The organism is Achromobacter sp. 46006 (genome assembly GCF_059761975.1).
This window is the reverse complement of record NZ_JCBANN010000001.1, coordinates 1-18937: the sequence shown is the minus strand read 5'-3', so window position 1 is coordinate 18937 and position 18937 is coordinate 1. Positions and strand designations below refer to the sequence as shown.

The following is an 18937-nucleotide window of genomic DNA, read 5'->3' as shown; positions in this document are numbered from 1 at the left end:
CCCGGCGTCACGCGTGGACGCCGGGTTCTTCATCATCACGCGAACCAGGAGACACCATGAACCCATCGCTACGCGCGCTCGCGCTGTCCGCTGTCGCGCTGCTCGCCGGACCGGCGGCGCATGCCGCCGGTTATCCCACCAAGCCCGTCACGATGATCGTGCCGTTCGTCCCGGGCGGCTCGTCCGACATCACCGCGCGCAGCGTCACGCCGGCGCTGACGAAGGCGCTGGGCCAGACCTTCGTGGTCGAGAACAAGCCCGGCGCCAACAGCGCCATCGGCGCGCAGGCGCTGGCGCGCTCCACGCCCGACGGCTACACCATGATGGTCGGCTCGATCGGCACCTTCGCCATCAACGAGGCGCTGTACAAGAACCTCTCGTACAACCCCAGCAAGGACTTCGAATACCTGACCCAGGCAGTGCGCAATCCCAACGTGCTGGTGGCCTCGCCCACGTTCCCCGCCAGCACCGTGGCCGAACTGGTCGACTATGCCAGGAAGAATCCGGGCAAGGTCTCGTACGCCTCATCGGGCACGGGTTCCTCCGACCATCTGTCGGCGGTGCTGTTCCGCCAGCGCACCCAGACCTCGGGCGTGGACGTGCCATACCGCGGTGGCGGCGCCGCCATCGCCGACCTGATCGGCGGCCAGGTCAACGTGTCGTTCCAGAACCTGGGCGCGGTGCAGAACCACATCAAGGCGGGCAAGCTCAAGGCGCTGGCCATCACCGGCGACAAGCGCGCACCGGACCTGCCGGATGTGCCCACGCTGGCCGAGGCGGGCATCAAGGACATGGTGGTGTATTCATGGCAGGGCTTCGCAGTGCCCAAGGGCACGCCGCCGGACGTGGCGCAGCAACTGGCCAAGGCATTGCAGGCCGCCTTGCGCGACCCGCAGACCGAGAAGACGCTGCAGGGACTGGGCTTCGAGGTGGTGGCCAATACGCCGCAGCAGTTCACCGCTTTCCAGCAGGCCGAGGTCAAGCGCTGGAAGGATGTGATCCAGAAGGCCAACATCCAACTGGAATGAGCCTGGCGGCGGCGCGGCGCGGGCCTGGCGCCGCGGCCCGCGCCGTCTCAGCCGGATTCATGGCCGGATCAAGTAGCATGAAGGTTTCGCCACCCACCTGTACGACAACATGACCACCAAGCATCGCATCATCCAGGTCGGCTCGCTGGCCGGCTCGCCCTCCGCCAACCAGCGCCTCGCCGAGCGCTACGACGTCATCGAGCTCTGGAAGCAGCCGGATCGCAAGGCGGCCCTGGCCGAACTCGGCAAGGGCGTCACCGCCGTCGTCACCTCGGCCAACTTCGGCGCCAACGCCGAGCTTATCAACGCCCTGCCCGACCTGAAGGCCATCTGCAGTTGGGGCGTGGGCTACGAGACCATCGACGTGCAGGCGGCGCACGCGCGCGGCGTGCAGGTGAGCAACACGCCCGACGTGCTGACCGACTGCGTGGCGGACCTGGCCTGGGGCCTGATGATCGCCGGCGCCCGCCGCATGGGCCAGGGCGAACGCTTCGTGCGCGCCGGCCAGTGGGGCCAGGTACACGGCAGCATTCCGCTGGGCCAGCGCGTCAGCGGCAAGAAGCTCGGCATCGTTGGCCTGGGCCGCATCGGCGAGGCCATCGCCCGCCGCGGCATCGGCTTCGACATGCAGGTGCGCTATCACAACCGCAGAAAGCGCGACGACGTCGACTACGGCTACGAGGCCTCGCTGACGGACCTGGCGGCCTGGGCCGATTTCCTGATCGTGGCCACCGTGGGCGGGCCGGCCACGCGCCACCTGGTCAATCGCGAGGTGCTGGAGGCGCTGGGGCCGCGCGGCATCATCGTCAACATCGCGCGCGGCCCGGTCATCGACGAAGCCGCGCTGGTTGCGGCGCTCGAGGCCGGCAAGCTCGGCTGCGCCGCGCTCGACGTGTTCGAGCATGAGCCCAAGGTGCCCGAGGCGCTGATCAAGAGCGACCAGGCGGTACTGTTGCCGCACATCGGCAGCGCCACGCTGGAAACGCGCCAGGCCATGGAAGACCTGATGCTGGAGAACCTGTCGGCGTATTTCGATACCGGCCGCGTGATCACGCCGGTGGATTGACGCCGGCGGGAACGACGGCGCGGCCAGCGCCGCCGGCGCCCAGGCCATTGGCACGGATACCGACAGCGCCAACGCCCGACAGAAACGAAAAAGCCTCTCGGCGCCCATACCGAGAGGCTTTCGACTTCCAGGCCCGAAGACCCGTCCGCCGTGCAAAGGAACTGCTGGACCTCGCGGTCCGGTGCTGCGTGACTGCCTTACTTCGCGGGCGCCATGGAGGTACCCGATTTGTCCATCTTGGAAGCGCCCGATTTCTCGGTGCCGTGCCTGGCGGACATCTTGTCGGACTTGTGATGCTTGTGCTGCGCCTGGGCCTTGGTTTCGCCCGACTTGGTCGTGGCATCGGCGCCCGCCGCGAACGCCGAAGGCGCGGCAGCGAGACCGAGGCACAAGGCCGAAGTGGACAGGAACGCAGCGATACGGGAGTGAGTCGTCATTACATGAACTCCTAATGGTGAAGACCGGGGGTCGCCCCCTGGCCTTGCCGACACGGGGCGGCAACATCGCCGCAGGACCCGTACTCCGTTGGAACCTCCTGGCCGCTGAAGGTTCAGCGCCAGGCCCGGAATTTTCGCGCGCTTTCCGCCGTTAACGCTTGGTCATGAAATCGTGACAATAGCCGCGCGGGCGGCGTTCAGCTTTCGAATACCAGCAGCGCCACGGTGGCGAACAACATCGCCGCGAAGCATGCTCTCAGTTTGCGTTCAGGCAGGCGATAGGCCAGGCGCACACCCACCGGCACGAACAACAGGCTGCCGGCGGCCAGCGGCAACCCCACCAGCCAGGCGGCCTGGCCGGCCCAACTGTAGGTCACCAGCGCCACCGCCGAGCCCGGAATCACCATGCACAACGCCAGCGCCTGCGCGCTGGTCTGCGGCAGTCGGAACACCGAAGTGATGATGGGCACCGCCAGCACCGCGCCGCCCACGCCGAAGAAGCCGCCCAGCGTGCCGCACAGCACCCCCAGCAGAGTGGCGCGACGCGGCGTGAACACCGGCGCGGGGCGGCCGGCAGGCCTGGCCGCATGCCGGGCCCGGCCGGCCCGCCAGGTCTGCCAGGCATAGAACAGCGCGATGAAGAACAGGAAGACGGCAAAGCTCACGCGCAGCACACTGGAATCGATACCCAGCGCCAGCCGCGCGCCGACCCAGGTGAACACCACGGCGCCGGCCGCGCCGGCCAACGCGACGCGACGGTCGATGCGGGTCTGCTGGTTGTACTTGCGCACCGCCATCATGATGGTGGGCAGCACCATGATCAGGGCGGTGCCCTGCGCCAGTTGCTGCGACATGCCCATCAGCAGCACCAACGCCGGAATCGCGATCAGGCCGCCGCCAATTCCCAGCACGCCGCCCATGAAGCCAATGAGGCACCCGGCGCCCAGGCACAGCGCAATCAGCAACAGACTCACGTGGGGCTCCCGTCAGCGCAGCTTGTCGAGCGCGGCGTCGAGCCGGTCCACCGCCCAGATCTCCAACCCTTCGACAGGCTGGCGCGGCGCGTTGGCCTTGGGAATGAGCGCGATCGAAAAACCCAGCTTGGCGGCTTCGCGCAGGCGTTCCTGGCCGCGCGGCGCGGGCCGGATCTCGCCCGCCAGGCCGACTTCGCCAAAGGCGATCAGGCCGCGCGGCAGGGGCCGGTCGCGCAGCGACGACATGATGGCCAGCAGCACCGGCAGGTCGGCGGCGGGCTCGGTGATGCGCACCCCGCCCACGGCGTTGACGAACACGTCCTGATCGAAGGTCGAGACGCCCGCGTGGCGGTGCAGCACCGCCAGCAGCATCGCCAGGCGGTTGCCTTCCAGGCCGACGGTCAGGCGGCGCGGGTTGGGCGCATGGGAACTGTCTACCAGCGCCTGGATCTCGACCAGCAGCGGCCGGGTGCCTTCCTGCGTGGCCATCACGCAGGAGCCGGCCACCTGCTGCTCATGCTGCGACAGGAACAGCGCAGAGGGGTTGGCGACGCCGCGCAGGCCGCGGTCGGTCATGGCGAACACGCCGAGTTCGTTGACCGCGCCGAAACGGTTCTTGAAGGCCCGCACCAGGCGGAACGACGAATGCGTGTCGCCCTCGAAGTACAGCACGGTGTCGACGATGTGCTCGAGCACGCGCGGACCGGCCAGCGCGCCGTCCTTGGTGACATGGCCGATCATGACGATGGCGATGCCGGTCTGCTTGGCCAGGCGGGTCAATTGCGCGGCGCACTCGCGTACCTGCGACACCGAGCCGGGCGCGGCGCTCAGTTCGCCGCTGTAGAGGGTCTGGATCGAGTCGATCACGGCCACGCTGGGCTTCTGCTCGGACACCGCCGCCTGGATTGCCTCCAGGCGGATTTCCGCCAGCAGATTGACGTTACCGGTCTGCAACCCCAGCCGGCGCGCGCGCAGCGCCACCTGCTCGGCCGACTCTTCGCCGGTGACGTACAGGACGTTGGTGCTTTCGGACAGCGAGGCCAGCGCCTGCAGCAGCAGGGTCGACTTGCCGATGCCGGGATCGCCGCCAATCAGCACCACCGCGCCGGCCACCAGGCCGCCGCCCAGGACGCGATCGAACTCGTCCAGTCCGGTGGGCGTGCGCGGGGTTTCGCGCGCCTCGATCTCGGACAGGCTGCGCACCGGGCTGCTGGAGGCCAGCGGCGCGTAGCGGTGCGAAGCCGCCGCCGCGGGCGTGGGGGATTCGACGGTTTCTTCGAGGGTGTTCCAGGCATTGCAGTGCGGACACTTGCCTTGCCACTTCGGGGTGGTGCCGCCACAGTCGGCGCACACGTATACGGTTCGAGTCTTGGCCATGGGCGGAAGTTTACCGGCACAAGCCTGGCCGCGGGCCGCCGGGCATGGTCGGGGGCGCGCGCAACGGGCACATTTGCCCCACCCTGGTGCGCTTCGCTTTCGATCCGCTTTCGAAAACAGGGACACCTCGCGGTTACGCCGCGCAAACACAAGAAATTCGCTGGCGGATTTCTGCAATTCGCGCATAATCATCGCATGATGTGCCACGCAGGACCGCCGGGATTCGCGGCGCATTGCAAGACGCTTGGGCCGCCCGTGGCCTCTTGAACCGGAACACGATCCGATCCTGCACGAGACCGCCGGACCACCGGCGCGGCACAGGCCCGGATCAAACGCGGATATGCCTTGCCACCGGGCGTATGCGCGAGGAGTACGCGCATGAGCATTGCCTATCGCCCCCCCTTCGACGAAGACGACGAACTGGATTTGCGCGCCCTGTATCGCAAGCCCAGGGCCGGCGGCAGCCCCGAACTGGAGGCCGCCGTGCGCCGTGCCTGGCACCCCGGCCACGGCTGGCATCCGGGCTGGGCCGCCGCCGCCTGCGCGGTGCTGGTGGCCGGCCTGTTCGCCTGGACCGACATGCGCGAAAACGCCGAAATGGCCGACCTGGCGCCGCAACTGGCGGTCTCACAGGAAGCGCCCATCAATATCGAGCGCAGCCCGGCGCCGCGCCCGATCCTGAGCGAGTCGCCGGCGCCGCAGTCGGCCCCCGCACCGGCGCAGCGGGCCGCGTCTACGCCGGCCGACGCCCCCAGCGCCATCCCGGCCCCCCATCCCGCCCTGCAGGCGGCCACCGACGCGGCGCCGCAAAGCGCCGCCGCCGAGGCGCCGGCCGGGCAAGCCAGTGCCGAACCCGTCGCCTTCAGCGAACAGGACGTTGAGGCCCGTATCGCGCACATCCGTGCCTTGATGCAGGACGATCAGCAAGAGGACGCCGTCAACGCGTTGCGCGAATTGCAACAGGGCGCGCCCGACCTGACGCTACCCGACGACCTGCAGGAACTGGCGCAGCAGAATCCCGCTTCCTGACCCCTTTTTCCTATTTTGCCGTTCCCCGCCAGGCCCGCGTCCACCGCGGGCCCTGGTCGTTTACATCCCTGGGCATTCAACGGAAAAAGAACGGCTTCTTGCTAACATAGCCGCCATGAGTCCGAGCTTCCACCACCGCAATCTCCCCCATCTGCTGCTTTACGCGCGCGAAACCCTGATGGCCCACTTCCGGCCGATCCTGCATGCCGCCGGCGTCACCGAGCAGCAATGGCGCGTCTTGCGCACCTTGAGCGAAGTGGGCGCGATGGAGCCCAACCAGATCGCCCGCAGTTGCCAGATCCTCAGCCCCAGCCTGACGCGGATGTTGGCCGGCATGGAAGAGCAGGGCCTGATCAAGCGGGCGCGCTCGAATGCCGACCAGCGCCGCCAGGAAATTTCGCTGACCCCCAAGAGCAACAAGCTGATCGACCGCATGCGGCCCCAGGTGGACGCCAAATACCAGGAAATCGAAGACCGCATCGGCAAGGAATTGCTCGATCGCCTGTACACCGATGTCGACGCGATGGTCGACCTGATCAAGCGCGAGCCCGCGACGCAATGACTCAGTCCGGCACCGGCAGGATCGCATTGATCTGGCCCGTGCCTGAACTGGTGAAGTAGTCCGTGACGATCTCGGCCGGCCGGTCGTAGGCGTCCCAGCCCAGCAGCCCCAGCAACATGGCGGTGTCGTGCATGCCGCCCTCGCCCACGCACAGCTCGGCGTATTCCGGCAGCATGGCGCAGAACGTCTTCCAGTCGCCCTGGCGCCACAGGTCCACCACCCGCAGGTCGACCTGGCGGTAAAACTCGCGGCTGATGTTATGCATGGCGGCCTCGGGGCTGCCGTTGTCGTTGAAGCGGTGCGACAGCGAACCGCTGGCCAGCACCGCGACGCGGCTGTCGCTCTGCGCGATGGCCTGGCGCAGGGCCGCGCCGAAACGACGACTGTCGTCCAGCGAATGCCAGGCGCACCAGGCCGCCACCGACACCACCTTGAAGCGGTCATCGCCATTCATGTAGCGCATCGGCACCAGCGTGCCGTATTCCAGTTCCAGGCTGGCGATCTCGTGCGCGCGGGTGGCCACGCCGGCGGCGCTGGCGCACTCGGCGATGCGCCGGCCCAGCGCTGGATCGCCGCGATAGGCGTAGTCCATGTCCTTGATGAAGTGCGGCAGCTCGTTGCTGGTATAGCGGCCCGCGAAGCGCTCGTTGCAATTGACGTGATAGCCGGCGTTCACCAGCCAGTGCACGTCCAGCACCACCAGCGTATCCACGTCCAGGTCGCGGCAACGCTGGCCAATGACGCGATGGCCCTGGATCGCGGCTTCGCGGCAGCCATGGTGGCGGCCGGGCATTTCGGATAGGTACATGGACGGCACATGCGTTACCTTGGCCGCCAGCGCGAGCTTGCCCATGGTGTCTGTCTCCTGGTTGTCTTGCCGGATGGGGTTCAGACGCCCCACTTCGGAATATGATGGCTGCCCATCGAGACGCAGACGTTCTTGATCTCGGCGAACACTTCGTAGCTGTACTCACCGCCCTCGCGGCCGGTGCCGGATTCCTTGGTGCCGCCGAACGGCTGGCGCAGGTCGCGCACGTTCTGGCTGTTGATGAACACCATGCCGGCCTCGATGCCGCGCGCCAGCCGGTGGGCGCGGCCGATGTCGCGGGTCCAGACGTACGACGCCAGGCCATACTTGACGTCGTTGGCCAGCGCCAGGCCGTGGGCCTCGTCCTTGAACGGGATCAGGCAGGCGACGGGCCCGAAGATCTCTTCCTGGGCGCAGCGCATGCGGTTGTCGACGTCGGCCAGCACCGTGGGCCGCACGAAGTTGCCGCCGGCCAGGTGCGCCGGCAGGCCCTGCGGCGCTTCAGCGCCGCCAGCCAGGATGCGCGCGCCCTCTTCCTGGGCCAGGCGGATGTAGCCAGTGACCTTTTCCCAGTGCTGGCGGGTGATCATCGCGCCCACATTCGTCTTTTCATCAGTTGGATCGCCCACCACCAGGCGATTGGCGCGTTCGGCGAAGCGGCGCACGAAATCATCGTAGATCGATTCCTGCACGAAGATGCGCGAACCCGCGGTGCAGCGCTCGCCATTGAGCGAGAAAATAGTGAACAGCGCCGCGTCCAGCGCGCGCTCGACGTCGGCGTCGTCGAACACCAGCACCGGCGATTTGCCGCCCAGCTCCATCGAGAACTTCTTGATGCCGCCCGCGTTCGCCATGATCTTCTTGCCGGTGACGGTGCCACCGGTGAACGAGATCGCGCGCACCCCGGGATGGCGCACCAGTGCGTCGCCGGCGCTGGCGCCATACCCCTGCACCACGTTGAGCACGCCAGGCGGGATGCCGGCTTCCAGCGCCAGCAGGCCGAGCTGGTCGGCGGTCAGCGGCGACAGCTCCGACATCTTCAGCACGGCGGTATTGCCCAGCGCCAGGCAGGGCGCGGTCTTCCAGGTCGCGGTCATGAAGGGCACGTTCCACGGCGACACCAGCGCGCACACGCCGACCGGCTGGTACAGCGTGTAGTTCAGCATCTGGTCATCCACCGGATAGGTGTGGCCGTTCATGCGGGTGCAGACTTCGGCGAAGAAGGTGAAGTTCTCGGAGGCGCGCGGGATCAACTGCTTGCGCGTCTGCGAGATCGGCAGGCCGGTGTCCCGCGTTTCCAGCTCGGCCAACTGCGGCACGTTGCGGTCGATCAGTTCGCCCAGGCGGCGCATCAGCCTGGCGCGTTCCCTGGCGGGCGTGCCGGCCCACTTGGGGAAGGCCTCGGCCGCGGCGGCCACGGCGGCGTCGATCTCGGCCTGGCCGCCGGCGGCGACTTCGTCGATGGCCTCGCCAGTGGCCGGGTTGAAGGTGGTGAAGCGGTCGGCGCTGTCGACCTGCCTGCCGTTGATCCAGTGCTTGATGCTCACGTGCGTCTCCTTGCCTGGCGCGGCTCTCCGGCGCCCATGCGCCAGGTATCCTGGCAATTTAGTTAACTAGTTAACTTTATGCGCCACAATCGCGGCTGTCAACGGCGGGAACCCCCCGCCGGCGGGGCGGCGGCGATTGCCGTTGGCGGGCATTTTCACTATTATAATTAACATGCTAACTAATCTGCCGGAAAGGCCCGGGGCCTGCCATGCCACACATCTGGATTGAGTACTCCGCCAATCTCGACCTCGACACCCGCGCCCTCATGCGCGCGGTGCAGGACGCCGCCGTCGGCGACGGCAGCCTGTATCCGCTGGCCGGCGCCCGCACCCGCGCCGTGCGCGTGGACGATTACCTGATCGCGGACGGCCATCCCGACAACGCCTTCGTGCATGTGCTGCTGCGCATCGGCCACGGCCGCGGCGCGCCCCAGCGGGCCGCGCTGGGCGAACGCACTTTCGCGGCCCTGCGCCAGGCGCTGGCGGCGGAAATGGCGCGGCGGCCGCTGGGGCTGTCGTTGCAGGTAGAGGAGGCCGACGCGGTGCTCAACTACAAGCACAGCAACTACCGCGACTACCTGGCGGCCCGCGCCGCCGCGTTGCCGCGCACGGTGGCTGGCGCCGCGCTCAATACGCGCCAGGCGCTGGCCGCGTTGGGCGAGGCGGTGAACGCACCGCCTTACCAGGCCGCGCCGCGCGCCCCGGTGCTGTACCTCAAGCCGGCCAATACCCATGCCACCGACGGCGATGCCATCGCGCTGCCTGCCGACGTGCCCGAGGTGCGCATCGGCGCCACCCTGGGCATCGTGTTCGGCCGCCGCGCCAGCCGCGTCAGCGAGGCCGAGGCGCTGGCTCACGTGGCGGGTTATCGCGTGGTGGCCGACCTGTCGGCGCCGCACGACAGCTATTACCGTCCGGCTTTGAAGCAACAGTGCCGCGACGGTTTCTGCCCGATCGGCCGCGCGCTGGCGCCGGTGGCTTCGGTAGCCGATCCGGACGCGCTCGACATCGAAACCTGGATCGACGGCGAACTGGCGCAGCGCGCCAGCACCGCCGACCTGGTGCGGCCGGTGGCCCGCCTGATCGCCGACGTCACCGAATTCATGAGCTTCGAACCGGGCGACATCCTGCTGGCCGGGGCCCGCGCCGACGCGCCGCTTGCATGCGCCGGCCAGCGCTACGAGATCCGCATCGCCCAGGTCGGCACGCTCGGCAACACGCTCATCGCCGGCGCCTGAGAGGCCCCACGGAATTCGCCATGAAACACGCACGCATCGCCTACCAAGGCGCCATCCACGCCGCCACCGACGCCGGCCACGGCCAGATCCGCCTGGCCGACGGCCGCCTGCTGGCCGAGCACGCGGTGACCTGGCTGCCGCCGATCGAGCCACGCACCACGTTCACGCTGGCCATCAACTACGCCGATCACGCCAAGGAACTGGCGTTCAAGGCGCCACCCGAACCGCTCGGCTTCCTGAAGGCAGCCAATACCTTTGTCGGCCATCGCGCGCAGACGCTGCGGCCGGCCGACGTAGGCTTCATGCACTACGAATGCGAGCTGGCCGTGGTGATCGGCAAGACCGCGCGCAACGTCACGCGCGAGCAGGCCTACGACTACGTGGCCGGCTACACCGTGGCCAACGACTACGCGCTGCGCGACTACCTGGAAAACTGGTATCGCCCCAACCTGCGCGTCAAGAGCCGCGACACCTGCACGCCGCTGGGGCCATGGCTGGTGGACCGCGACGACGTGGCCGACCCGATGAACCTGGACCTGCGCACCACCGTCAACGGCGTCGAGACCCAGCGCGGCAACACCCGCGACATGGTGTTCGACATCCCCGCCCTGATCGCGTATTTCAGCGGCTTCATGACGCTGTCGCCCGGCGACCTGATCCTGACCGGCACCCCGGACGGCATCGTCAACGTCCAGCCAGGCGACGAGGTCGTGACCGAGATCGACGGCATCGGCCGTCTGGTCAACACGCTGGTGCCCTGCCCCGCCTGATCCCCCCTACCTGGATACCCCGCATGCTCGATTCCACCACCGTGCGCGCGCTGGCCGCGCGCCTGCACGACGCCGAACGCAGCCGCCAGCAGATCCGCCAGATCTCGCTGGAACACCCCGACATCACCATCGCCGACGCCTACGCCATCCAGCGCGCCTGGATGGACATCAAGCTGGCCGAGGGCCGCGTCAAGCGCGGCCACAAGATCGGCCTGACCTCGCGCGCCATGCAACTGTCGTCGCAGATCGACGAGCCCGATTTCGGCATGCTGCTTGACGACATGTTCTTCGAGGATGGCGGCGACATTCCCGCCGGCCGTTTCATCCTGCCGCGGCTGGAAGTGGAACTGGCCTTCGTGCTGGGCAAGCGCCTGCAAGGTCCCAACGTGACCCTGTTCCAGGTGTACGACGCGGTCGAGTACGTGATCCCGGCGCTGGAGATCATCGACGCCCGCTCGCACGGTATCGACCCCGACAGCAAGCGCCCGCGCAAGGTGTTCGACACCATCGCCGACAACGCCGCCAACGCCGGCGTGGTGATGGGCGGGCGGCCGGTGAAGATCGACGAGCTGGACCTGCGCTGGATCGGCGCGATCCTGTCGCGCAACGCGGTGATCGAGGAAACCGGCGTGGCCGCCGGCGTCTTGAACCATCCCGCCAATGGCGTAGTATGGCTGGCGAACAAGCTGGCCGCGCACGAGGTGGCGCTGGAAGCGGGCGAGATCATCCTGTCGGGTTCCTTCACCCGCCCGGTGGCCGCGCGCCCCGGCGACACCTTCAACGTCGACTACGGCGTGCTCGGCTCCGTCAACTGCCACTTCATCTGACCTCAACGCGGCCCATGGATATCCTGACCAATCAATTCAAACGCGCGCTGCGCGCCGGCACGCCCCAGATCGGCCTGTGGGCCGGGCTGGCCAGCGCCTACACTTCCGAGATCATCGCCGGCGCCGGCTTCGACTGGCTGCTGATCGACGGCGAGCACGCCCCCAACACGCTGCAGACCACGCTGGCGCAACTGCAATCGGTGGCCGCCTATCCGGTGGCGCCGGTGGTGCGCCCGGCCTGGAACGACCCCGTGCAGATCAAGCAGATCCTCGACACCGGCGCCCAGACGCTGCTGGTGCCGATGGTGCAGTCGGCCGAAGAGGCCGCCGCCGCCGTGGCCGCGGTGCGTTATCCGCCCGCCGGCATCCGTGGCGTGGGCAGCGCGCTGGCGCGTTCGTCGCGCTGGAACCGCATCCCCAACTACCTGGAGCGCGCCAACGACGAGATGTGCGTGCTGGTGCAGATCGAGACGCCGCGCGGCGTCGATGCGCTGGAAGCCATCCTGGCGGTGGACGGCGTGGACGGCGCCTTCATCGGCCCGGCCGACCTGTCGGCCAGCATGGGCTACCTGGGCCAGCCCGAGCATCCCGAAGTCACCCGCGCCATCGACGCGGCCATCGGCCGCATCGTCAAGTCGGGCAAGGCGGCCGGCATCCTGCACAGCGGCGTGGCGCAGGCCAGGCACTACCTGTCGCTGGGCGCGACCTTCGTGGCGGTGGGCGTGGACGCGGTGCTGCTGGCGCGCGCGGCCGAGAAGCTGGCGGGCGAGTTCAAGGACATCAAGCCGGTGGGCAAGGCCAGCGGGCCGTACTGAGTTCTCCCCCGCGGAACAGCGGCATGAACAACGGCGCCCGTGGGCGCCGTTGTTCATCGGAGGCCACGAGCAGCGTAGCCACGATGGGCCGCGCGCCGCCTGGCCCGACCCGGGCGATCAGGAGCGGCCGCCCAGGCTGCCGCCGCCGTCCACGCCCAGCACCTGGCCGGTGATGAAGCCGGCGTCGTCCGACAGCAGGAAGGCGATGGCGGCGGCCACTTCGGCCGGCGTGCCCAGGCGCTTCATCGGCACCGAGGCCAGTGCGCGTTTCTCGCCTTCGCTGCCCGCCGGACGGGTGGCGCGGAACATTTCGGTTTCGATGGGGCCCGGCGCCACCGCGTTGGCGGTTACGCCGTATTCGGCCAGTTCCAGCGCCCAGGTGCGGGTGCAGCCCACCAGCGCGCTCTTGGCGGCCGAGTAGGCGGTGCGTTCCAGCCCGCCGTGGATGGCGCGGCTGCAGACGTTGACGATGCGGCCGGCGCGGCGCACCTTCATCGATTCGATGAAGGCCTGCGTCACCTGCACGGCGACGCGCACATTCAGGTCCAGCACGTTGTACAGGGTGGCCAGGTCGATCTCGCCCAGCGGTTGCGGCGAGGCGATGCCGACGTTGTTGACGACCGCATCGACCGGAAATTTCTCGCGGATCTCGCGCAGCACTTCCTCGGTGCGGCCGGCATCGGCCAGGTCACAGGCATACAGGTAGCCGGGAAAATCGACATCGCCGGTATTGCGCGCGATACCGACCACATGACACCCCATGTCGGACAGCCGCTGAGTCAGGGCCCAGCCGATGCCTTTGGTGGCACCCGTGATGAGCACGCATTTGTCCTTCATGGATCGAGACCTCGTCGTTCGTTACTGGGGCGAAAACGGGCGCCTGGGCGCCCGGTCTTTCAAGTAGACACCATCCGGCGCCACCTGTCTTGTAAATTGCGTAGCAATTCTTGCATGCCGGACACTTGCCCCCTGGCGCGCCAGGGGTCCGGACGCAAAATCGGATGCCGTCAGGCTTACGACCCGCGGCGGCCGGAAAAGTGCCCCGCTGGGGCCAGGCTCAGGCGTCCCGGGTGACCGGCACGCGCGGCGCCAGGGCGCAGAGCAGCTCGTAGCCGATGGTGCCCGCCGCCAGCGCGACCTCGTCCACCGAAGGGCCCTCTTCGCCCCACAGCGATACCGGCGCGCCGATGCCGGCGGCGGGAATCGGGTCGAGGTCGACGATCAGCATGTCCATCGAGACGCGCCCCACCAGCCGGGTGCGGATGCCGGCCACCATCACCGGCGTGCCGGTGGCGGCATGGCGCGGATAACCGTCGGCGTAGCCGCAGGCAACAATCCCCACGCGCATGGCGCGGTCGGCCCGGAACAAGGCGCCGTAGCCGACCGAGTCGCCCGCCTTGAGTTCCTGCACCGCGATGATCTCGGACCGCAGCGACATGGCCGGCTTGAGCCCGAAGGCGCCGGCCTCGGCGTCGGCGAACGGCGAGGCGCCGTACAGGCAGATGCCGGGGCGGACCCAGTGCGCCTGGGTTTCGGTGCCGACCGCGACCTCGGCAAAGCGCAAGGTGGCCGCCGAGTTGCAGACGCTGATGGGGCCGCTGCCGAGCTTATGCGTCACCGAATTGAACACGGCCATCTGCTCCGTGATGCCCTGGGGGCCGTCGGCGCAGGCGAAATGGGTCATCCTGCCGATAGAGCCGACCACGCCCTGCTGCTGCAGCAACATTGCGCGCTCGTAGGCGGCGGGATAGGCGGCGGGTGAAAAACCGAGCCGGTTCATGCCGCTGTTGAGCTTGAGCATGATGTCGACCCGGCGCGACAGGCGGGCACGGGCCAGCATGTCGAGCTGTTCGCGCTGGTGCACCGTGACGCTCAGGTGGTAGCGATCGACGATTTCCAGGTCGGACGGGTCGAAGAAGCCTTCGAGCAGCAGGATCGGCCCGCCCCAGCCAGCCTCGCGGCAGCGCACGGCTTCGTCCAGGTCGAGCATGGCCAGGCCCTGGGCCTTGGAAAACCCCGCCACGGCCTGCTCGATGCCGTGGCCATAGGCGTTGGCCTTGATCACCGCCCAGATCGACGGCGCCTGGCCGGACGCGGCGGCGGCGGTCTGGTCGAGATGGCGGCGTACGGTTGCCAGGTTGTGCGCCAGGGCGGAAACGGAAACGGTGGCTGAAATTGGGCGGGGCATGGTATGGGATCCTGTGGCGCTTAAGTCTAACTGATCGGCGTGCCGGCGGCGCGGGGCCGAGGCTGCGCGCGTACTCTAAAATGGCCGGGATCCGGCCCGCGCGGCCGGAACGCAGCCCGAAAGCAGGACCAGACCATGCCCATCGATCACTACGAGAATTTTCCCGTCGCCTCGCTGCTGTTGCCGCGCCGGCTGCGTGGCGCCGTGACCGATCTGTACCGGTTCGCCCGCGCCGCCGACGACATCGCCGACGAAGGCGCCGCCAGCGATGACGAGCGGCTGGCGCAACTGGCGGCGTTCCGCTCCGAATTGCACCGCATCGGCGCCGAACCGGGCGCCGTGCCCACCCCCGGCGCGCCCGAACTGGCCGGCATCTTCGTGCCGCTGGCGGCCACCATCGCCCGCCACCAGTTGCCCATCACCCCCTTCTACGACCTGTTGTCGGCCTTCGAGCAGGACATCAGCGTCAAGCGCTACGACGACTACGCCGCGCTGGCCGACTACTGCACCCGCTCGGCCAACCCGGTCGGGCGGCTGATGCTGTGCCTGTTCGAGGCCGCCGATCCCCGCAACATGGAACAGTCCGATGCCATCTGCACCGGGCTGCAACTGGTGAATTTCTGGCAGGATGTGCGGGTCGACTGGCACAAGCACCGTGTCTACCTGCCGCAGGAAGACCTGCGCCGCTTCGGCGTCTCGGAAGAAGACCTGGCGGCCGCGCGCCTGACCCCGGGCTGGCGCGCGCTGATGGCGTTCCAGGTGGAACGCACCCGCGCGCTGCTACACTTCGGCGCTCCGCTGGCGCGCCGCCTGCCGGGCCGCATCGGCCTGGAGCTGCGCCTGGTGGTGCAAGGCGGGCTGCGCGTGCTGGAGCGGATCGAGGCGAGCGGCTACGATGTATTCATGAACCGACCCGAATTGGGCGCCAAGGACTGGGCCATCATGCTCTGGCGCTCCATCAAGTAAGCAAACGGCCCTGCCAACTATGACCCCTGACGAGTACTGCCAGGAGAAAGCCGCCAAAAGCGGTTCCAGCTTCTACTATTCCTTCCTGTTCCTGCCGCCCGAGCGGCGGCGCGCCATCACGGCGCTGTACGCCTATTGCCGCGAAGTCGACGACGTGGTGGACGAATGCACCGACCCGTCGCTGGCGCGCATCAAGCTGGCGTGGTGGCGCACGCAGGTCGACCAGATGTTCGAGGGCAAGCCCGACCATCCCGTGACCCGCGCGCTGCAGCCCCACCTGCAAAGCTGTTCGATCACCCGCGAACGCCTGCTGGCGGTGGTCGACGGCATGGAAATGGACCTGGACCAGACCCGCTACCTGGACTGGCCCGGCCTGCGCAAGTACTGCTGGCACGCCGCCGGCGTGGTGGGCGAGCTGTCGGCCGGCGTCTTCGGCTATACCGATCCGGCCACGCTGGTGTACGCCGAGAAACTCGGCCTGGCGTTCCAGATGACCAACATCATCCGCGACGTGGGCGACGACGCCCGCCGCGGCCGCATCTACATCCCGGTCAACGACATGCAGCAGTTCGAGGTCAAGGCCTCGGACATCCTGAATGGCGAGTATTCCGAGCGCTTCTCGGCCCTGATGAAGTTCCAGGCCGAGCGCGCGCGCGAGTTGTACCGCGAGGCGATGCGCAGCCTGCCCGAAGCCGACCGGCGCGCGCAGCGCCCCGGCCTGATGATGGCGGCGATCTATCACGCGCTGCTCGACGAGATCGAGCGCGACAACTGGCAGGTGCTGCATCAGCGCATCTCGCTGACGCCGCTGCGCAAGCTGTGGCTGGCGTGGAAGACCTGGGTGGGCGGCGGGCGCGGACTGGTCCGCCGGTTGGCACGGTGAAGGCGGCGGTCATCGGCGCCGGCTGGGCGGGCCTGGCGGCCAGTGTCGCCCTGCGCGAAGCCGGCGCCAAGGTCACCGTGTTCGAAGCCGGCCACACGCCCGGCGGCCGCGCCCGGCGCGTATTCCACGATGGCTTCGAATCGCCGCTGGACAACGGCCAGCACCTGCTGTCGGGCGCCTACAAGCACACGCTGGCGCTGATGCGCCGGGTCGGCCGCAACCCGGACGCCCTGCTGATGCGCCGGTCGCTGCGGCTGGCCAGCCTGGACGGCCGCTTCCGGCTGTCGGCGCCGCGCCTGCCCGCGCCGCTGCACATGGCGGTGGCGATCCTGGGCGCGCGCGGCCTGTCGTGGACCGACCGCTTCGCCACGCTGCGGCTGATGCGCGGCCTGCGCGCCATGTCCTGGACGCCGCCGCGCGACTGGACCGTGCGGCAACTGCTGCACTATCACGCCCAATCCGACACCTTGATCCGCCAGGTCTGGGAGCCGCTGTGCCTGGCGGCCATGAACACGCCGGTGGCGAGCGCCAGCGCGGGGCTGTTCGCCCGCGTATTGCGCGACACTCTGGCCGGCCGCCGCGAAGACAGCGACCTGCTGCTGCCCTGCACCGACCTGTCGGCGCTGTGGCCCGATGCCGCCGCGCGCCAGGTAACCATGCGCTACGGCAGCACGGTGCGCCAGTTGCAGCCGTCGGCGGAGGGCATCGACATCAACCAGGAACGCTTCGACGCCGCAGTGCTGGCCGTGCCGCCGACCTTCGCCGCCCGGCTGCTGGACGCGCCGCTGCGAGCGGCCGGCGCCACCGGGCTGCTGGACGCGCTGCGCGCCTTCGACTACCTGCCGATCGCCACACTCAATCTGCGGCTGGCAGGACCCTGGCGCCTGCCAGAACCGATGATGATGCTGCGCGAGGAACCCGCGCGTGGCCACGTCGGCCAATGGTTGTTCGACCGCGCGCAACTGGCCGGCGATGCCCTGGCCGGCGAACTGGCGGTGGTGGCGAGCGCCGCCACCAGCCTGGCCGAGCGCAACCGCCAGCAGGCCATCGAGGCCCTGATCGACCAGGTGGCCGAGCAGGCCGCCGGCTACCCGCAGCGGCTGCCGCCGATGCCGGAAGTCGCCGCGGCCGAATTATTCATCGAGAAGCGCGCTACCTTCGCGGCGGTGCCGGGCCTGACGCGGCCGCTCAATACCACGCCCTGGCCGACGCTGGCGCTGGCCGGAGACTGGACCGACACGGGTTATCCCGGCGTGCTGGAAGGCGCGGTGCGCAGTGGTTTGGAAGCTGCACGGGTGCTGAACCCGCGCGCCGGCGACTGACGGCCCGGTGGCCGGCGAGCGCGCCTGCAAGCCCCGCTCGCCGACGCGATTCAGCGCAGCAGGTTGGCGCTGGCCAGGCCCAGGCCGGTCAGCAGCAGCGAACCGGCCAGGCTGAAACCGGCGTAGCCCAGCGCGCTGGCGTAGGCGCCGCGTTCGAGCATGGCCACGGTTTCAGCCGAAAAGGTCGAAAACGTGGTCAAGCCGCCCATGAAGCCGGTAATGACGCCGAGCCGTACCCAGGCCGGCCATTCAGGATGGCCCGCCACCAGCGCCAGCGCCAGCCCCACCAGATACCCACCCGCCAGATTGACCGTCAGCGTGCCCCAGGGCCATGACTCGGTATTGAGCCACAGGCTGACGAGCCAGCGGGCCCATGCGCCGGCCATGGCGCCCAGGCCCACGGCCAGGAAATGCAGGGGAATCAGGGTCTGGTAGGCGGACATGGGCTCAGGGTGCGCGGTGCTGCTTGAGGCGGAAGGAAAAGACCAGCAGCAGTATGCCAAAGAACACCGCATAGATACCAATGACCCACACCAGCGCCAACGCGCCCGCGCCCGGCTGCATCACCAGCATGGCGCCGAACAGGACCGACACCAGCCCCGACAGGCCCAGGAACCATTCGTTGCGGATTTCCTTGCGGAAACGGATCGCGGCGGCAATCTGGAACACGCCGGCCACCAGCGCCCAGATGGCGATGATGTAAAGCAGGATCAGCGCCGTCAGGCCCGGCCACAGGAAGGTGACGATGCCGGCCGCCACGCCCAGCAGGCCGACGATAATCAACGCCCACAACGGCTTGCCCTGGTCGCGGATGCGGATGCCGGCGATCAGGGCAAGCACGCCGTCGGCCAGCGCGAAGGCGCCCCACACCAGCACCAGCGCCGACAGGGTGATGGCCGGCATGAACATGGCCATCAGGCCGAACAGGATGGCGACAACGCCGCGCAACGCCACCCAACCCCAGTGACGACCGATCTGATCCACAACTTGCGAGTCAAGCATGACGACCTCCGGTAACACGTAACGGGTGGTTTATCTTATTTGAAATTTCCCGTTCGTGGACCCTCTGCGCGCTATCGCCCGGCCGCCATGCCCGCGCC

Annotated in this window: 20 protein-coding genes; 11 read left to right on the top strand and 9 right to left on the bottom strand. The window is 68.6% G+C overall.

Features of this window, described 5'->3' with window-relative positions; genetic code table 11:
* Positions 1 to 56 precede the first annotated feature (56 nt).
* Complete coding sequence (locus tag AC6LKG_RS00100) at positions 57 to 1028, top strand: Bug family tripartite tricarboxylate transporter substrate binding protein (RefSeq protein WP_498161796.1); 972 nt, start codon at positions 57 to 59, stop codon at positions 1026 to 1028.
* 109 nt (positions 1029 to 1137) lie between these two features.
* Positions 1138 to 2094, top strand: coding sequence for a 2-hydroxyacid dehydrogenase (locus tag AC6LKG_RS00095; protein ID WP_498161795.1), 957 nt, complete (start codon positions 1138 to 1140; stop codon positions 2092 to 2094).
* A gap of 197 nt (positions 2095 to 2291) precedes the next feature.
* Here the strand turns inward: AC6LKG_RS00095 and AC6LKG_RS00090 are convergent, their stop codons facing one another.
* The 3 genes from AC6LKG_RS00090 to radA form a co-directional block, all read right to left on the bottom strand.
* A complete protein-coding gene (locus AC6LKG_RS00090; RefSeq protein ID WP_498161794.1) occupies positions 2292 to 2531 on the bottom strand; it encodes a hypothetical protein in 240 nt (79 codons plus the stop codon).
* A 197-nt stretch (positions 2532 to 2728) separates the two neighbouring features.
* The gene (locus AC6LKG_RS00085) at positions 2729 to 3505 is read right to left on the bottom strand and encodes a sulfite exporter TauE/SafE family protein (protein WP_498161793.1); all 777 of its coding nucleotides are present in this window, start codon (positions 3503 to 3505) and stop codon (positions 2729 to 2731) included.
* Positions 3506 to 3517: 12 nt separating this feature from the next.
* Positions 3518 to 4882 carry a DNA repair protein RadA gene (radA, locus tag AC6LKG_RS00080; protein WP_498161792.1) on the bottom strand — a complete coding sequence of 455 codons (1365 nt, stop codon included), beginning with the start codon at positions 4880 to 4882 and terminating at the stop codon, positions 3518 to 3520.
* Positions 4883 to 5260: 378 nt separating this feature from the next.
* On the opposite strand from radA, the gene AC6LKG_RS00075 reads away from it, so the two are divergent.
* Positions 5261 to 5911, top strand: a complete 651-nt coding sequence (locus tag AC6LKG_RS00075) for a hypothetical protein (protein WP_498161790.1) — start codon at positions 5261 to 5263, stop codon at positions 5909 to 5911.
* A 115-nt stretch (positions 5912 to 6026) separates the two neighbouring features.
* A complete protein-coding gene (gene hpaR / locus AC6LKG_RS00070; protein ID WP_498161789.1) occupies positions 6027 to 6473 on the top strand; it encodes a homoprotocatechuate degradation operon regulator HpaR in 447 nt (148 codons plus the stop codon).
* A 1-nt stretch (position 6474) separates the two neighbouring features.
* On the opposite strand, the gene hpaD is transcribed toward hpaR, so the two are convergent.
* Positions 6475 to 7326: a 3,4-dihydroxyphenylacetate 2,3-dioxygenase gene (gene hpaD, locus AC6LKG_RS00065; RefSeq protein WP_498161788.1), complete on the bottom strand. Its 852-nt coding sequence runs from the start codon at positions 7324 to 7326 to the stop codon at positions 6475 to 6477.
* A 35-nt stretch (positions 7327 to 7361) separates the two neighbouring features.
* Positions 7362 to 8828, bottom strand: coding sequence for a 5-carboxymethyl-2-hydroxymuconate semialdehyde dehydrogenase (gene hpaE, locus AC6LKG_RS00060; RefSeq protein ID WP_498161786.1), 1467 nt, complete (start codon positions 8826 to 8828; stop codon positions 7362 to 7364).
* A gap of 209 nt (positions 8829 to 9037) precedes the next feature.
* Here hpaE and AC6LKG_RS00055 point away from each other — a divergent pair, with 209 nt between their 5' ends.
* From AC6LKG_RS00055 to hpaI, 4 genes are read left to right on the top strand one after another with little or no spacing between them, the layout of a single operon-like run.
* The gene (locus AC6LKG_RS00055; protein WP_498161785.1) at positions 9038 to 10066 is read left to right on the top strand and encodes a fumarylacetoacetate hydrolase family protein; all 1029 of its coding nucleotides are present in this window, start codon (positions 9038 to 9040) and stop codon (positions 10064 to 10066) included.
* 20 nt (positions 10067 to 10086) lie between these two features.
* Complete coding sequence (locus AC6LKG_RS00050) at positions 10087 to 10836, top strand: fumarylacetoacetate hydrolase family protein (RefSeq protein WP_498161784.1); 750 nt, start codon at positions 10087 to 10089, stop codon at positions 10834 to 10836.
* Positions 10837 to 10859: 23 nt separating this feature from the next.
* A complete protein-coding gene (gene hpaH / locus AC6LKG_RS00045) occupies positions 10860 to 11663 on the top strand; it encodes a 2-oxo-hept-4-ene-1,7-dioate hydratase (RefSeq protein ID WP_498161782.1) in 804 nt (267 codons plus the stop codon).
* A gap of 14 nt (positions 11664 to 11677) precedes the next feature.
* Entirely contained in the window at positions 11678 to 12478 is an 801-nt protein-coding gene (hpaI, locus tag AC6LKG_RS00040; protein ID WP_498161781.1) for a 4-hydroxy-2-oxoheptanedioate aldolase, read from the top strand.
* Between the two features lie 117 nt (positions 12479 to 12595).
* On the opposite strand, the gene AC6LKG_RS00035 is transcribed toward hpaI, so the two are convergent.
* A complete protein-coding gene (locus AC6LKG_RS00035; protein ID WP_006396065.1) occupies positions 12596 to 13315 on the bottom strand; it encodes an SDR family oxidoreductase in 720 nt (239 codons plus the stop codon).
* A 220-nt stretch (positions 13316 to 13535) separates the two neighbouring features.
* Positions 13536 to 14666 (bottom strand): alanine racemase, encoded by a 1131-nt coding sequence (gene alr, locus AC6LKG_RS00030; RefSeq protein WP_498161780.1) that lies wholly within the window; start codon positions 14664 to 14666, stop codon positions 13536 to 13538.
* A 135-nt stretch (positions 14667 to 14801) separates the two neighbouring features.
* Here alr and hpnC point away from each other — a divergent pair, with 135 nt between their 5' ends.
* From hpnC to hpnE, 3 genes are read left to right on the top strand one after another with little or no spacing between them, the layout of a single operon-like run.
* Entirely contained in the window at positions 14802 to 15632 is an 831-nt protein-coding gene (hpnC, locus tag AC6LKG_RS00025) for a squalene synthase HpnC (protein WP_498161779.1), read from the top strand.
* A gap of 19 nt (positions 15633 to 15651) precedes the next feature.
* Positions 15652 to 16515: a presqualene diphosphate synthase HpnD gene (gene hpnD / locus AC6LKG_RS00020; protein ID WP_498161777.1), complete on the top strand. Its 864-nt coding sequence runs from the start codon at positions 15652 to 15654 to the stop codon at positions 16513 to 16515.
* On the top strand, positions 16512 to 17837 hold the full coding sequence (hpnE, locus tag AC6LKG_RS00015) for a hydroxysqualene dehydroxylase HpnE (protein ID WP_498161775.1): 1326 nt from the start codon (positions 16512 to 16514) through the stop codon (positions 17835 to 17837). Before hpnD ends, hpnE begins: the two co-directional genes overlap by 4 nt.
* A 50-nt stretch (positions 17838 to 17887) precedes the next feature.
* Here hpnE and crcB read toward each other — a convergent pair whose 3' ends face one another.
* Together crcB and AC6LKG_RS00005 are read right to left on the bottom strand one after the other, a co-directional pair.
* Positions 17888 to 18280, bottom strand: a complete 393-nt coding sequence (gene crcB / locus AC6LKG_RS00010) for a fluoride efflux transporter CrcB (protein WP_498161774.1) — start codon at positions 18278 to 18280, stop codon at positions 17888 to 17890.
* Positions 18281 to 18284: 4 nt separating this feature from the next.
* The gene (locus AC6LKG_RS00005) at positions 18285 to 18839 is read right to left on the bottom strand and encodes an HdeD family acid-resistance protein (RefSeq protein WP_498161772.1); all 555 of its coding nucleotides are present in this window, start codon (positions 18837 to 18839) and stop codon (positions 18285 to 18287) included.
* Between the last annotated feature and the right edge of the window lie 98 nt (positions 18840 to 18937).